This window comes from Demequina sediminis (genome assembly GCF_030296675.1).
GTDB lineage: Bacteria > Actinomycetota > Actinomycetes > Actinomycetales > Demequinaceae > Demequina > Demequina sediminis.
Window position 1 is genome coordinate 96,803 of the sequence record NZ_AP027736.1, and the last position, 12,645, is coordinate 109,447.

At 71.4% G+C, this 12,645-nt stretch carries 10 protein-coding genes and 2 pseudogenes; 10 read left to right on the plus strand and 2 right to left on the minus strand.

Annotated features, from left to right (window positions below):
- From QUE44_RS00495 to QUE44_RS00525, 8 genes and pseudogenes are all read left to right on the plus strand, one after another.
- The gene (locus tag QUE44_RS00495; RefSeq protein WP_286215298.1) at positions 1-897 is read left to right on the plus strand and encodes a F0F1 ATP synthase subunit gamma; all 897 of its coding nucleotides are present in this window, start codon (positions 1-3) and stop codon (positions 895-897) included.
- A 17-nt stretch (positions 898-914) separates the two neighbouring features.
- A pseudogene (atpD, locus tag QUE44_RS00500) lies at positions 915-2,446 on the plus strand (F0F1 ATP synthase subunit beta).
- A 2-nt stretch (positions 2,447-2,448) separates the two neighbouring features.
- On the plus strand, positions 2,449-2,736 hold the full coding sequence (locus QUE44_RS00505) for a F0F1 ATP synthase subunit epsilon (protein ID WP_286215299.1): 288 nt from the start codon (positions 2,449-2,451) through the stop codon (positions 2,734-2,736).
- On the plus strand, positions 2,736-3,431 hold the full coding sequence (nucS, locus tag QUE44_RS00510) for an endonuclease NucS (RefSeq protein ID WP_286215301.1): 696 nt from the start codon (positions 2,736-2,738) through the stop codon (positions 3,429-3,431). Before QUE44_RS00505 ends, nucS begins: the two co-directional genes overlap by 1 nt.
- Before the next feature lie 202 nt (positions 3,432-3,633).
- A complete protein-coding gene (locus QUE44_RS00515) occupies positions 3,634-5,085 on the plus strand; it encodes a glycoside hydrolase family 1 protein (protein ID WP_286215304.1) in 1,452 nt (483 codons plus the stop codon).
- Positions 5,086-5,155: 70 nt separating this feature from the next.
- Positions 5,156-5,374: pseudogene (locus QUE44_RS14465) on the plus strand (Rv1322 family protein); the annotation flags it as partial.
- A 144-nt stretch (positions 5,375-5,518) separates the two neighbouring features.
- Positions 5,519-6,226 (plus strand): alpha/beta hydrolase, encoded by a 708-nt coding sequence (locus QUE44_RS00520; protein ID WP_286216793.1) that lies wholly within the window; start codon positions 5,519-5,521, stop codon positions 6,224-6,226.
- A gap of 28 nt (positions 6,227-6,254) precedes the next feature.
- Positions 6,255-7,019: an alpha/beta fold hydrolase gene (locus tag QUE44_RS00525; RefSeq protein ID WP_286215306.1), complete on the plus strand. Its 765-nt coding sequence runs from the start codon at positions 6,255-6,257 to the stop codon at positions 7,017-7,019.
- A 171-nt stretch (positions 7,020-7,190) separates the two neighbouring features.
- Here the strand turns inward: QUE44_RS00525 and QUE44_RS00530 are convergent, their stop codons facing one another.
- On the minus strand, positions 7,191-7,601 hold the full coding sequence (locus QUE44_RS00530) for a hypothetical protein (protein WP_286215307.1): 411 nt from the start codon (positions 7,599-7,601) through the stop codon (positions 7,191-7,193).
- Positions 7,598-9,610: a hypothetical protein gene (locus QUE44_RS00535; protein WP_286215308.1), complete on the minus strand. Its 2,013-nt coding sequence runs from the start codon at positions 9,608-9,610 to the stop codon at positions 7,598-7,600. The genes QUE44_RS00530 and QUE44_RS00535 overlap by 4 nt, the downstream gene beginning before the upstream one ends.
- Before the next feature lie 1,074 nt (positions 9,611-10,684).
- Between QUE44_RS00535 and QUE44_RS00540 the strand changes: the two genes are divergently transcribed.
- Both QUE44_RS00540 and QUE44_RS00545 read left to right on the plus strand, forming a co-directional pair.
- Positions 10,685-11,656, plus strand: a complete 972-nt coding sequence (locus tag QUE44_RS00540; protein ID WP_286215309.1) for a hypothetical protein — start codon at positions 10,685-10,687, stop codon at positions 11,654-11,656.
- Positions 11,653-12,630 (plus strand): DUF8094 domain-containing protein, encoded by a 978-nt coding sequence (locus tag QUE44_RS00545; protein WP_286215310.1) that lies wholly within the window; start codon positions 11,653-11,655, stop codon positions 12,628-12,630. The genes QUE44_RS00540 and QUE44_RS00545 overlap by 4 nt, the downstream gene beginning before the upstream one ends.
- The last annotated feature ends 15 nt before the right edge of the window (positions 12,631-12,645 follow it).

Genomic DNA, 12,645 nt, shown 5'->3' on the forward strand with positions numbered 1-12,645 from the left:
ATGGCCGGACAGCAACGCGTCTATCGCCAGAGGATCAAGGCGACCCAGTCGCTCAAGAAGATCTTCCGTGCGATGGAACTCATCGCCGCCTCGCGCATCGGCAAGGCACGCTCGCGCGTCGAGCACGCCATGCCGTACACGAGGGCCATCACGCGTGCCATCAGCGCGGTCGCGGCGCACTCCAGCGTCGAGCACCCGCTGACGAGCAAGCGTGACGACACCGGCCGCGTCGCGATCCTTGTCATCAGCGCCGACCGCGGAATGGCGGGCGCCTACTCGGCGAACGTCATCCGCGAGTCGGAGCGTCTGCGGGGACGTCTCGAGGCGCAGGGCAAGGAGGTCGTGCAGTTTGCGGCCGGCCGCCGTGCGGTCTCGTACTTCGCGTTCCGTCGTCGCGAGCTCGCCGGCTCGTGGGTGGGAGCGTCCGACGCCCCCACGCGCGAGACGGCACGAGAGATCTCGCGCGCGCTCTTTGATCGCTTCGCCGCGTCCAAGGAGGATGGCGGTGTCGACGAGATTCAGATCGTCTTCACCCGCTTCACCTCGATGGTGACGCAGGAGGCCCGCGTCATCCGACTGCTCCCCCTCGAGATCGTCGAGGGCGTGGTCGAGGCCGAGCCGGGCGAGATCGAGCCGCTGTACGACTTCGAGCCGTCCGCGGAGGAGGTGCTCGACGCGCTGCTGCCGCGGTACATCGAGTCGCGCATCTTCGCGAGCCTGCTGCAGTCCGCGGCCTCCGAGCTCGCGAACCGCCAGCGCGCGATGAACACCGCGACCTCGAACGCCGAGGACATCATCCGTAACTACACCCGACTCGCCAATCAGGCGCGTCAGGCAGAGATCACCCAGGAAATCAGCGAGATCGTCTCGGGCGCCGATGCGCTCGCGGCCTCGTGACCGGAAGCGAGAGAGCCATGACCCCCACCGCCAAGACCGCCAAGGCCAAGGCGCCCGTGACGCAGGAGTCGCCGGCCGCGGAGGCGCCGGTTCCCGCCAAGGACGCGCAGGAGCGACCCGTCGTGGGTCGCGTGTCCCGCGTCATCGGCCCGGTTGTTGACATCGAGTTCCCGGCCGACGCTATCCCCGACATCTACAGCGCGCTCAAGGTCGACATCGACCTGTCCGCGCAGGGCGAGGACGAGGGCGTGCTGCATATGACGCTCGAGGTCGCGCAGCACCTCGGCGACAACCTGGTGCGCGCCATCGCGCTCAAGCCCACGGACGGCCTGGTCCGTGGCGCTGAGGTCACCGACACCGGCGCGCCGATCTCGGTGCCGGTGGGTGACGTCACCAAGGGCCACGTGTTCAACGTGACCGGCGACGTCCTCAACGCGGAGCCGGGCGAGGTCATCGAGGTCAACGAGACCTGGCCCATCCACCGCAAGCCCCCGCCTTCGACCAGCTCGAGTCGAAGACCGCGATGTTCGAGACGGGCATCAAGGTCATCGACCTGCTCACCCCGTACGTGCAGGGTGGAAAGATCGGCCTCTTTGGAGGCGCCGGTGTGGGCAAGACCGTCCTCATCCAGGAGATGATCTACCGCGTCGCCAACAACCACAACGGTGTGTCGGTGTTCGCCGGTGTGGGTGAGCGCACGCGTGAGGGCAACGACCTCATCCAGGAGATGACCGAGTCGGGCGTCATCAAGCAGACCGCCCTTGTCTTTGGTCAGATGGACGAGCCGCCGGGCACGCGTCTGCGTGTGGCGCTGTCCGCGCTGACCATGGCGGAGTACTTCCGTGACGTGCAGAAGCAGGACGTGCTGCTGTTCATCGACAACATCTTCCGCTTCACGCAGGCGGGCTCCGAGGTGTCGACCCTGCTCGGCCGCATGCCGTCCGCGGTGGGCTACCAGCCCAACCTCGCGGACGAGATGGGCCAGCTGCAGGAGCGCATCACGTCGACGCGCGGCCACTCGATCACCTCGCTGCAGGCGATCTACGTGCCCGCCGACGACTACACGGACCCCGCTCCCGCGACGACGTTCGCTCACCTCGACGCCACGACTGAGCTCTCGCGTGAGATCGCGTCGCGCGGCCTCTACCCGGCGGTCGACCCGCTGACGTCGACGTCGCGCATCCTCGACCCGCGCTACGTGGGACGCGACCACTACGACACCGCCAACGCGGTGAAGTCGATCCTCCAGCGCAACAAGGAGCTGCAGGACATCATCGCGATCCTCGGTGTGGACGAGCTCAGCGAAGAGGACAAGATCATCGTCGCCCGCGCGCGCAAGATCCAGCAGTTCCTCTCGCAGAACACCTACATGGCGACCCAGTTCACGGGCGTCGAGGGTTCCACCGTGCCGCTGTCCGAGACCGTCGAGGCGTTCTCGGGGCTCGTCAACGGTGCCTACGACCACATCTCGGAGCAGGCCTTCTTTAACATCGGTGGCCTCGAGGACCTCGAGCGCAACTGGGCCCGCATCCAGAAGGAGATCGGCTGATCATGGCCGGCCCCCTGACTGTCGACGTCGTCGCCCCCGACCAGGTGCTCTGGTCGGGGACGGCGGAGCGTCTCGTGGCCCCGACCGTCGAGGGCGAGATCGGCCTGCTCACCGGCCACGAGCCCGTGCTCTCCGTGCTGAAGTCCGGCGTGGTCCGGGTGCGTGGCGGTGCCGATGGCGACGCCGAGTTCCCCATCGAGAGCGGCTTCCTGTCCTTCGACCACGACGTCGTGACCGTCGTCGTCGAGCCCGTGGAGGACCACCAGGAGACGGCCCCGGCCGAGTCCTGATGCGGGTGGTGATCGCGCGCTGCGCGGCCCGGTACACCGGGCGGCTGTCGGCGCATCTGCCGCTCGCCACGCGCGCCATCATGGTCAAGGCGGATGGCTCGGTGCTGCTGCACTCCGACGGCGGCTCCTACAAGCCGCTCAACTGGATGAGCCCGCCGTGCACGATGCGCGTGGTGGCCGTCTCCGAGGAGGCCGCCGCGCGCGGGGTCGCCGAGGTGTGGGTGGTCCAGCACGACAAGACCGACGACCGTCTTGAGATCGAGCTCCACGACGTGCTCGCGGACACCGAGCACGAGCTGGGCGTCGACCCCGGCCTCATCAAGGACGGGGTCGAGGCGCACCTCCAGGAGCTCCTGGCGGAACAGATTGCGTTGCTCGGAGACGGCCACACGCTCGTGAGGCGCGAGTACATGACCGCGATCGGCCCCGTCGACATCCTCGCGCGGGATCGCTCGGGCGCGGCCGTGGCCGTCGAGATCAAGCGCAGGGGCGAGATCGACGGCGTCGAGCAGCTCACGCGCTACCTTGAGCTGCTCAACCGCGACCCGCTGCTGGCCCCCGTGACGGGCGTGTTCGCGGCGCAGGAGATCAAGCCGCAGGCCAGGGTGCTCGCGGAGGACAGGGGCATCCGCTGCCTGGTGCTCGACTACGAGTCGATGCGCGGCAATGAGGACCTCAGCTCGCGACTGTTCTGACTCGCCCCGCGCCCGACTGTGCCCGCGCGCCCTGCGCCTGGGGAGGTGCTCAGTGCCCGTTTCGGACGATTCCGGGCACTGAGCACCTCACAGCGCGGTTGAGGGGCGGAGAGGTGCGGGAATCGAGGCGGATCGACGCGCAGCAGCGCGGCCGCCCATCGAGGAGGCACGCGCCTCGAATCGTTTCGGCTAGGCTCTCGCCATGACTTTTCCCGACTCCTTCCTGTTCGGAGCTGCCACCGCCGCGTACCAGATTGAGGGCGCGGTGGCCGAGGGCGGCCGCGGCCCATCGATCTGGGACACGTTCACGCACACACCGGGCACGGTCGTGGGCGGCGACAACGGCGATGTCGCATGCGACCACTATCACCGGTGGGAGCGGGACATCGACATGATGGTCGACCTGGGTCTGCAGGCGTATCGCTTCTCGATCGCGTGGCCGCGCGTGCAGCCGACCGGGACGGGGGACTTCAACCCCGAGGGCATCGCGTTCTACCGCGGAATCGTCGACAGGCTGGTGGAGCGCGGCATTCGCCCGCTCGTGACGCTGTACCACTGGGACCTTCCGCAGGCGCTCGAGGACAACGGCGGATGGCTGAGCCGCGACACCGTGGACGCGTTCGTGGTCTACGCGACGCGCATGGCGCGCGAGCTAGGCGACGCTGTCGACGTGTGGGCGACCTTCAACGAGCCGTGGGTGAGCTCGTTCGTGGGCTACGGAGCTGGAGCACACGCGCCGGGCCATGCGAGCGACGAGGAGGGCCTCATCGCGGCCCACCACCTGCTGCTCGCCCACGCGCGGGCGTACCGCGCGATCAAGGCGGAACACCCCGACCTGCAGGTCGGGATCGTCAACAACTCGCACACGCCGCGCCCGTGGGACCCGTCGAACCCCTCGGATCAGGCCGCGTCCGCGCACATCGACGCGCTGGCCAACACCATGTTCCACGAGCCGTTCATCCACGGCACGTACCCCGCGATCCTGCGCCCGAACACCGCGCACCTCACGGACTGGTCCTTCGTGAAGGACGGCGACCTGGAGGAGATGAAGGGCGCCGTCGACTGGTTCGGGGTCAACTTCTACGCCTCTCACGTAGTGCGTCACAACCCGCGGAAGTCGACCGCGGTGTCCGAGGTCGCGACCCTGGCCGACGGGCACAAGGCCGGCGCGAACTCCCCGTGGCCGGGGGACGAGGAGATCGAGTTCATGCCCCCGCCGGGGAAGCGCACGGCGATGGGCTGGAACGTCGATCCGGGCGCGCTGCACGCTCACCTGGTGAAGATCCAGCGGGAGACGGGCAAGCCGCTCTACGTCACCGAGAACGGCGGCGCGTGGGAGGACGTCCTGGACGGTGAGGGTCGTGTGCGCGACGACGAGCGGGTGTCCTACTTCCACGACCACCTCGGCGCGGTGCTCGCCGCGATCGAGGAGGGCGTGGACGTGCGCGGGTACATGGCGTGGAGCCTCATGGACAACTTCGAGTGGGCGCAGGGCTACGCCAAGCGCTTCGGGATCGTGCGGGTCGACTACGACACCCAGGTCCGCACGTGGAAGGACTCCGCGTACTGGTACCGCGAGACGCTGCGCCGCCGCTCCCTGCTGCCGCTCGCAGAGCTCGAGTCCGTCACGGAGACGCCGGCCCGCACGTACTGACCGCGGTCCGCGCGGCTGCCGCGAGGACCGGCCCGGTTTCGGCCCCTGCGTCAGTCCGTAGACTGGGCGCATGCCGTCCGGACGTCGCTCATCCAAGCGCCCGTACGGTCAGCCGCACCCGGAGCTCGACGCGGACCGGCTGCGGACCGGCGGCCCGGCACGCGTCGAGCGTGGGCCGCGCGGCGAGGAGTACCTCGTCGCCGTGCCGCGTCCGAGCGACAAGGCCTACACCTGTCCCGGGTGCTCGCGGGAGATTCCCGGCGACCTGCAGCACGTGGTGGCGTGGCCGTCCGGGGGCTCTTCGGCGAGGAGGAGGCGGCCTCGCGCCGCAGGCACTGGCACACCGCGTGCTGGGAGACGTTCGGGAGGTCGCGTGGCTGACGAGAGGGACGATGCCGTGGTCGCGGCGGGAGAGGCTGTCGAGTTGCGCTCGATGACGGTCCTGCGGGCCGACCGCGAGAACATTGAGCTGCGCACCGAGGACGGGCTGACTCTCGTGGGCGAGCTTGCGCTGCCGCTTGACGGTCCCGTGACCGCGACGCTCATCACGCTGCACCCCCTGCCCACTCACGGGGGCTTCATGGACTCCCACGTGTTCCGCAAGGCTGCCTGGCGGCTGCCCGCGCTCGCGGGCGTCGCGGTGCTGCGCTTCAACACGCGCGGCACGTCGTCGCCGCGCGGGACGTCCGACGGCGCGTTCGACGAGGGTGTGGGCGAGGCCGCGGACGTGCGCGCCGCCGTCGATTTCGCGGTCGCGCGCGGGCTCCCGAATCGCTGGCTCGTCGGATGGAGCTTCGGCACGGAGCTCGCGCTCATGCACGGCAGTGACCTCGACGTCGCGGGAGCGATCCTGCTCTCGCCGCCGCTCCACCGCGCTCGCGAGGAGCACCTGCGGGCCTGGGCGGCTACCGGTCGCCCCGTCACCGCGCTGGTCCCCGAGTTCGACGACTTCCTGCGCCCCGACGAGGCGCGCGAGCGCTTCGCACCGCTGACCCAACTCGAGCTCGTGGACGTTCCCGAGGCCAAGCACCTGTGGGTCGGGGAGAGGTTCGTGGCACTCGTCCTCGACCAGATCGTCTCGAGGGTCGCCCCCGACCGCGCGCCGCTCCCGCACGCGGTGCCGCCCGACATGGGGGAATGAGATCAGCCGCGACGCGAAGGAGTCCTCCGTGAGCATCGTTCCCGATGGCACGCCCCTTGTCCTGCTCAACGCCTTTCCCGTCGACCGCGCCCAGTGGGAGCCGTTGCTCTCCGCGCTACCCGACGCCCCCGGCGACATCATCACGTTCGACGTGCCTGGCATCGGCGACATGCCACTGCCCGACGAGGAGCCGAGCCTCGACCTCATCGCCGACGCCGCGGTACTCGCGATGCGCGAGGTCACCGGTCACGACAGCGCGGTGTGGGCCGGATGCTCGATGGGGGGTTACGTCGCGATGGCGGTCGCCGAGCGCCATCCCGAGGCCGTCGCGGGGCTGGTCCTGCTGGGCACCAAGTCCACCGCTGACACCGACGACGCGCGCGAGAAGCGCCTGTCGCTCGCCGCTCAGGTGGAGGGCGCTCCCGGGCACCCCGATCCGCGTGGCGTCGCGGAGACGCTCGTGGGTACCAGGGGTGACGCACGTGCCGCGCTCGTCGACGCGGTCGCCGCGAATGTCGCGAGACACGCTGGCGAGGGGATCGCGTGGGGCCAGCGCGCCATGGCGTCCCGACCCGATCGCACCGAGGTCCTGAGGGGCCTCGACGTGCCGGCCGCGGTCGCGGTGGGAGAGCTCGACGCGATCGTGGGAAGGGACGATGCGGCGGTCATGGCGGACGCGCTCGGCGTCACGGCCGCGGTGCTTCCCGGCGTGGGGCACCTGTGCGCGATGGAGGCGCCCGAGGCGGTATCCGCGCTCGTGGAGGAGGTCCTCGCGGTGGCGGCGCGGAGGTAGCCGCCCGCGCTGACACGCGGTGCTCGATCACGGCGGCGTTACCGGTTTGTGAACTTTTCGGTAGGGCCTGGCCTGCCCGCTCGACCCGTGTCACGATGGCGTGTGCGGGAGGCACCTCACCACGAGGGGGCGTGGGGTGCCTCCCGTTGCCACGCCCGTGCGGCGGACCGGTCAGCGCCAGTCGGAACCCGCATCGAGGCGCTTACGCAGGGCCTCGACGAGCGGCAGCGACTCGCCGTCGCGTGCTCCCCGGCCGAGCTCGAGCGGCGGGTCGGCGGGGGACAGGGTCGCTCCTCGCAGGCGCTCACGCAGGCCAACTGGAGTCGACAGCACGTAGAACAGGCCGTCCGTGCCGACCCCGACCGACCGGTCCCGCTTGAGGTACCACCCCGTCACCTGCGTGCGCACGCGCGACTGCCCGTTGTACGAGCGGGCGGTGAGCACCTCGGCGCGCACTCCCGCGGCCGCCGCGTCGCGCGCGAACTGCGCGATCAGCACCGCCGCCTCCCGCGACTCCGCCTGGCGGCGGCGCTCAAGCGCATCCGCCATCGCCAGCCTGTCGTCGCGGTCGGGTTCGGTCATGCCTCCGGCTGTCCCGTCGCCTCGTGCTCCGCCTGGAGGCGGCTCGCGCGAGCGAGGTTGCCGACGGGGTCCGCCGTGAGCAGGCCGCGGAGGTCGTCGAGGTACGTGGTGATGGACTCGCGCTGGCGGTTGAGCTCGTCGACCTCGCGGGCGGCCATCGTCCGCTCGCGCTCGGCGTCGCTCACGGCCTCCGAGATGATCGCCTCGGCGTGCTCGCGCGCGTCCGACACGATCTCGTCCGCGTTGTTGCGCGCGTTCGTGAGCAGCGTCTGCGAGTGCGCCTCGGCCTCGCGGCGTACGTTCTCGGCGCGCTCGAGGGTCATGCTGAGGCGCTCCTCCGCCTCCGCGGTACGGCGCTTCGCGTCGTCGACCATGGCCGCGGTCTCCGCCTTCGCCTCCTCGTGGCGGCGGGTGAGCTCGCGCTCTGACTGGTCGCGCTTGGTGACGATCTCGAGCTCGAGGTCCTCGCGCGTGCGGCGGGCGTCCTCGTGCGCGGCCTCGGCCTCGGCGGCGGCCTCCTCACGCAGGCGGGTCGACTCGACCGTCGCGGTCTCGAGCAGTCGCTGTGCCTCGGCCTGAGCGTTTGCGATCGCGTCCTTCGCATCGCGCTCGGAGGTTGCGCGCAGCGCCGAAGCCTGCTGCTGTGCCTTCGCCAGCACCGACTCTGCCTCGCGCGTGAGCCGCGCCACCTCGGCGTCGGTCGTCGAGCGGAGCTCGGCGATCTCGGCGTTGACTGCGCCGCGCAGGTCCGCGGTCTCGGACTCGGCGGACTGGCGGAGGTGGAGCGCCTCGGTGGTGGCGGTCGCCTTGAGGGCTCCCGCCTCCTCCTCCGCCGCACGGCGGAGCTCGGCGGCCTGACGGCGCGCCTCCTTGTGATGCGCGTCGGCCTCGGCGCGCTGGGCCTCGGTCTCGGCCGTCACCTGCGCGCGCAGCGCGGCGAGTTCGGCGGCGACCTCGTCCCTGAGCTGCGTGACCTCTTCGTCGGCCGCGTCGCGCACGTGTGCCGCGTAGGAGTCGGCATCGCGGCGCTGCTGTGCGGCGTAGGCGTCCGCGTCGCGGCGCTGCTGCGCGGCGTACGCGTCGGCGGAACGGTGCTGTTCGGCCGCGTAGACCTCGGCAGCCTGACGCTCGCGGACGGCGTACGAGTCCGCCTCGCGGCGCGTCTCGGCGCCGTAGGAGTCGGCCTCGCGGCGGGTGTCGGTGTCGTAGGCCTCCGTCGCCTGACGCTGCGCCGCGACCCAGGCCTCCATCGACTGACGCTGCGCGGTCGTGTCCGCCTCGGCGGCCTGGCGCAATGCGGTCGTCTCCGCCTCGGCGGCCTGGCGCAGAGCTGCCGTCTCCGCCTCGGCGGCCTGGCGCAGTGCTGCCGTCTCCGTCGCTGCCGCCTGCCGCAGCGCGGCCACCTCGGACTCCGCCTCCTGGCGGTGGTCGGCGGCCCACGCGGTGGCCTCCTGACGCGCCTGCGTGACCCACGCATCGGTCTCCTGACGGAGCTGAGCGGCCCAGCCTTCTGTCTCCTGGCGGCGCGCCGTGACCTCGGCCTCGACGTCCCGCCGCTCGGTGAAGGCCCAGGTCTCCGTCTCCTGGCGCAGGTGAGCGACCCATGCCTCGGTCTCCTGGCGCAGCTGTGCGGCGTAGGCCTCGGCGCTCTCGCGCAGCTCAGTCGACTCGGCGTGCGACGCCGCCTTGAGCTGCGTGGCGTCGCGCTCGGCGGCGGCGCGCAGGTCGGCGATCTCCTGCTCGGCCGCGTGGCGCAGCTGCGCGGTCTCTTCCTCGGCGGCGTGGCGCAGGTCCGCGGCGTAGGCGTCGGCCTCGCGACGCTGCTGACCCGTCTCGCGATCGGCGAGGGTCCTCATCTGGGCCGCCTCGTCGGCGGCGCGACGCGTGACCTCGGCGGCGGCGGCGTCCGCGGCCTCGCGCGTCTCCTGCGCCTCTTCGCCGGCAAGCGCGAGAGCGGCGGCGGCGTCGTTGCGCATCGTGGCCGCATCGCTCTCGGCGGAGATGCGCATGTCGGAGGCCTCCGCCTCGGCGACGGCGCGCGCGTTGGCGGCCTCCTCTCGGCCTCGGCGCGGAGCTGGGCGGCAGCGGACTCGGCCGCCTTGCGCGTCGCGGCGGCCTCCTCACGCGACTCGGCGACCACGCGCGCGGCGTCGGACTTCAGGCGCTCGGTCTCGATGCGGGTCGCCTCGGCGAGCTCGTCGGCCTCGGCGTGAGCGGCGGCGAGGAAGCTCGCGGCCTCATCGCGAAGGCGGTTCGACTCCTGGTGCGCGTGCGCGAGCTTCTGCTCGGCGTCGGCGCGGGCGGCATCGACCAGGTCCGCGGCCTCGCGCTGGCTCGTCACGCGCAGCTCGGTGGTCTCGCGCTCGACTCCCGCGCGCAGGGTGTGGGCCTCGCGCTCGCCGGTGGCGCGCAGCTCGGCGGCCTCGGCCTCCGCGGCCGACCGCACCCGCTCCGCCTCGCGCTGGGCGCGTTCGAGCGCCTCGCCCGCCTGGCGTTCGGCGGCCTCGCGCATCCCCGCGGCGGCGTGCTCGGCCTGGGTCTTGATCTCGTCGGCCTCGCGCCTGCTCTGCGCAAGGATCTCGGCCACCTCGTTGTCCGCGCGTGCGCGGAGCTGCTGCGCGGCCACATTCGCCCGAGCGACGGTGTCTTGAGCGTGCGTCGTGGCCCTCGCGATGACATCGGATGACTGCTCCTCGGCGGAGCGGAGGAGTTGCTCGACGCGCGCGCCGAGGCCCTTATACGTGGGCTGCTCGGACTCCCGCAGCGCCTTCTGCGCCTCGTCGAGCGACGATCGAGCCTGCTGTGCCTCTCGCCGCGCCTCCTCAGCCGCGGCGGCCTGCTCGCGCGCCGCGTCCTCGAGCCGGGCGATGTGGGCGGCGACCGCCTCGCGGTCGTAGCCGCGCATCGCGAGCGGGAACGGCAGGATCTCTTCGGGCATGGCTCTCCTCGTCGCGACGCCCACGGCCGCGGGTCGTGCGCTCGTCCCCCAGGGTAATGCTCGTGCGGTGCGTGGAACAAAGTTGGCGTCAGCCGCGTTCGGTGCATGTCTCGTAGAGTGAAAGGCGAGACGATCGGAGAACCACGTGACTTTGCGCACCACCGCGCTCATTGCAGGCGCGCTCGGGCTGCTGTTGCTCATCGGCGGTCTCATCGCCGACGCCATGCGCCCCGAAGCCGTCGGCACCCCGCGCGCGAGCCTGGAGACTGCCGTCCTCGTGATCGGCCCCGACCTCGTGGAGACCGTGGCGGACGGCTCGGTCACGATTGCGGGGACGGATGACATCGCTGCGTACGCGGGCCGTGCCGAGGACGTCGAGCTCTGGGCAGCGACCCGCGACGTCACCGCCGTGACGGGCATCGTGACCTGGGAGGATCTCACGGTCGAGCCGTTCGTGACCGAGGCGCCCGCCGTCGACCCGTCGGCCTCGCCCTCGGCCTCGCCGAGCGTGTCCGCAAGTGCCTCGGCCTCGCCGGAGCCCAGCCCCTCCGCGAGCCCTTCCGCATCGCCCTCCTCGTCGCCCTCAGCCTCGGCGTCGCCCACGCCCGAGCCCGCACTCGCGGACATCTGGCGCGACTCGTGGACCGGCTCGTCGACCCTGACGCTCGCCGCGAGCGAGATCCCCGACGGGCTCGTCCTGGTCGTCGAGTCGGTCGACGGCGAACCGCTGGAGAGCGTGGAGTTCAGCATCGAGCGCGTCGTCAACGACGGCTGGGTGGGCCCGCTCAAGTGGTGGGGCGGGGTGCTCGCCTTCTTCGGACTCGTCGCCCTGGTGTCGCTCGTGATCGACATGCGCACCGCGGGATCGAAGGTCGAGTCCTCGGTCGCCGCACGCCGCCCGTCGGAGCCCGCCGTACCGGGCGGCCGCCGCGAGCGTCGCGAGGCGGCGACCGCGACCAACGGCATTCCCGTGGTTGCCGCGCCCGCCGAGGACTGGACCGGTGAGGTCCCCGTGGTCCCGTCGCCACGGGCGGACGATGCCGCGGCAGACGCCGCGCGCGCCGCACGTGAGCAGGGCGAGGGTCAAGGCAACGACGACAAGGAGGACCGCGCATGAGAAGGTCAGCCCTTGCGGCGACCGTGGCGGTCGCGTCGCTCGCCGTGCTTGGCGGGTGCACCCCACCGGTGCCCGATGTCGTGACTGCCCCTGCCGTGCAGGAGCCCGCCGCCATCACCCAGACCCAGGTGGACCGCATCGTCCCCGCGACCTTTGCCGAACTCGCGGCCGCGGACGAGGCGCTCGACGCGTCACTGTTGACCGCGAGGGTCGCCGACCCCGCGGCGACCATTCGCGGCGTGCAGTACGCGCTGAGCGAGGCGGGCGATGAGGGCGCCGTGACCGAGCTGCCCGGGACGATGCAGGCCGTGTACGTGAGCGCGGAGGGCGTGTTCCCGCGCATCATGGTCGGCGTCTCCGAGGCCGCCGAGGACTCCACGCCCGTGGTGCTCATGTGGGTGCAGGAGGACATCGACGCGGACTACGCGCTCGTGAACTGGGCGCACATGATTCCGGGGGCATCGCTGCCCGCGATGCCAGGCACCGCGACGGGATCGAATCAGCTCCCGCTCGACACCGACACCCTTGCGGTCACGCCCGAGCAGGCGGTCAACGACTACGTGACGCTGCTCACCGAGGGCTCCGGAAGCGATGTCGCCGAGTCCTTCGAGGCCGACACGTACCGCGAGCGGCTCTTCGAGGCACGCAAGGCGCTCGACGCCGCGGCGAAGAAGGGCGACGGCGGCTTCAAGGACACGATCGAGGCGCGCCTCGACGACACGTTCGCCATGGCCACGGCTGACGGCGGCGCGCTGGTGTTCGCGCCGCTGAGCATCACGTCGCGGCTCGCCGTCAAGAACGGCGCCACGGTGTCGATCTCCGCCGCGGACAAGGCCCTGGTGGAGGGTGACCTCAAGGCGGCCGTGACGCATACCTATAGCGACTTCGTCGTCATTCACATCCCGGCCGATCCCGAGGCTAAGCCCGCCGTGGTGGCCGCCGACCACCACCTGGTCCGCGTCCAGGCCAAGTAGCCCCTGCTCAAGGAG